This window comes from Arthrobacter sp. 2YAF22_2, from assembly GCF_052114645.1.
GTDB lineage: Bacteria > Actinomycetota > Actinomycetes > Actinomycetales > Micrococcaceae > Arthrobacter.
In genome coordinates this window covers 1-1,897 of the sequence record NZ_JBFRFD010000610.1, presented here as the reverse complement: position 1 = coordinate 1,897, position 1,897 = coordinate 1, and the positions used below count along the sequence as shown (strand labels likewise).

General features: G+C 65.7%; 2 protein-coding genes. One reads left to right on the top strand and one right to left on the bottom strand.

Translation table 11 applies throughout. The features are described 5' to 3' along the window. The coding region (locus AB4Y86_RS17825; RefSeq protein ID WP_441403488.1) for an endonuclease domain-containing protein at positions 1-643 on the top strand (643 nt) is incomplete at its 5' end. A gap of 206 nt (positions 644-849) precedes the next feature. On the opposite strand, the gene AB4Y86_RS17820 is transcribed toward AB4Y86_RS17825, so the two are convergent. Further along, positions 850-1,897 (bottom strand): inositol-3-phosphate synthase (locus AB4Y86_RS17820; protein ID WP_441403487.1); only part of this gene is annotated, 1,048 nt, incomplete at its 5' end.

Genomic DNA, 1,897 nt, shown 5'->3' with positions numbered 1-1,897 from the left:
GGGCATCATCGGGCACGCGGTTCTGGCGTGGGACGACGAGGTCGAAACGGTGGACGGCATCCGGATCAGCACGCGCGCCCGGACGTGGCTCGATCTGGCCCGACGGTTGAGCCTGTACGAACTGGTCTGCACGGGAGACGAGCTCGTTCGGATTCCCCGAATAAGCCTGGAGGGCCGGAGCGAGCCTTTCGCGACCGTTGACGGGCTGCGGTCGATGGTAAACCGCCATTCAAATCTGCAGGGGATCGTCCGCGCCCGAGCAGCTCTTGAGCTGATGCGAGTAGGATCCGACTCCGGTCCGGAGACGCTGCTCCGCCTGGCAATGCGCGACGCCGGCCTCCCGGAGCCGGATCTCCAGCTTTCGTTGCGCCCGGGGAGTCCGGGCTCGCCGACGGCGGATCTCGGGTACCGCCGCCGTCGTCTGGCAGTCCAGTACGACGGGGGCCATCATCTGTTGCCCGCCCAGATCTTTAGTGACCGCCGTCGCGACAAGGCTTTCGAGTCGGCGGGATGGACTGTCCTAATCCTGACAAAAGACGATCTCGCCGACGGCTTCGCAGGCGCCACCGCCAAGATCAAGCGGATTCTGCGTACCGCGTACCTCAGCCCGCCGTCGGCGGCAGGCTTCTCTCGGACGGGCTGAGGGAGCGTCCGGGAGAAAAGCGCCGAACCTGCGGGAGCGTCCGAAAGAGTACCGCCAGAGGTGAGGGAGGGTTCGCGGGACGCACAACGCTCCCGCACCAGAGGTGCGGGAGCGTTGTGTTGAAACTTGCCAGAAGTGCGGGCGCGTTGTGTTGAATCGTGCCAGAATTGCGGGAGCGTCCGCGGGCACCCGAACGGCGTGGGGCTTTAGCGCTCCAGGTCGCCGCGGATGAAGGCCTCGACCTTTTCACGGGCGAGGTCGTCGTTGAACTGCTCCGGCGGGGACTTCATGAAGTAGCTTGACGCGGAGAGCAGCGGGCCGCCGATGCCGCGGTCCAGGCCGATCTTGGCTGCCCGGATGGCGTCGATGATTACGCCGGCGGAGTTGGGCGAGTCCCAGACCTCCAGCTTGTACTCCAGGGACACCGGCGCGTCGCCGAAGTTGCGGCCTTCGAGGCGGACAAACGCCCATTTGCGGTCGTCGAGCCACTGCACGTAGTCCGACGGCCCGATGTGCACATCGCGGGGCGCGATGTCGGCTTCGACGTTGGAGGTCACGGCCTGGGTCTTGGAGATCTTCTTGGACTCGAGGCGGTCGCGCTCCAGCATGTTCTTGAAGTCCATGTTGCCGCCGACGTTCAGCTGGTAGGTGCGGTCCAGGGTGACGCCGCGGTCCTCGAAGAGCTTGGCCATGACGCGGTGCGTGATGGTGGCACCGATCTGGCTCTTGATGTCGTCGCCGACGATCGGCACGCCGGCCGCGGTGAACTTGTCCGCCCACGCCTTGGTTCCGGCGATGAACACGGGCAGCGCGTTAACGAAGGCCACGCCGGCGTCGATCGCGGCCTGGGCGTAGAACTCGGCGGCTTCCTGGGATCCCACGGGCAGGTAGCAGACCATCACGTCGACCTTGGCGTCCTTGAGGGCCTGTACGACGTCGACCGGTTCCTCCGGGGACTGCTCAATGGTCTCGAGGTAGTACTTGCCGAGGCCGTCGAGGGTCGGGCCGCGCTGGACGGTGACCCCGGTCGGCGGGACATCGGCGATCTTGATGGTGTTGTTTTCGCTGGCGAGGATCGCTGCGGAGAGATCCTGGCCCACCTTCTTGCCATCGACGTCGAACGCGGCAACGAACTGCACGTCGTTGACGTGGTACTTGCCGAACTCCACGTGCATCAGACCCGGGATCGTGGCCTGGGGGTCGGCATCCCGGTAGTACTGGACACCCTGGACCAGCGACGTGGCACAGTTACCC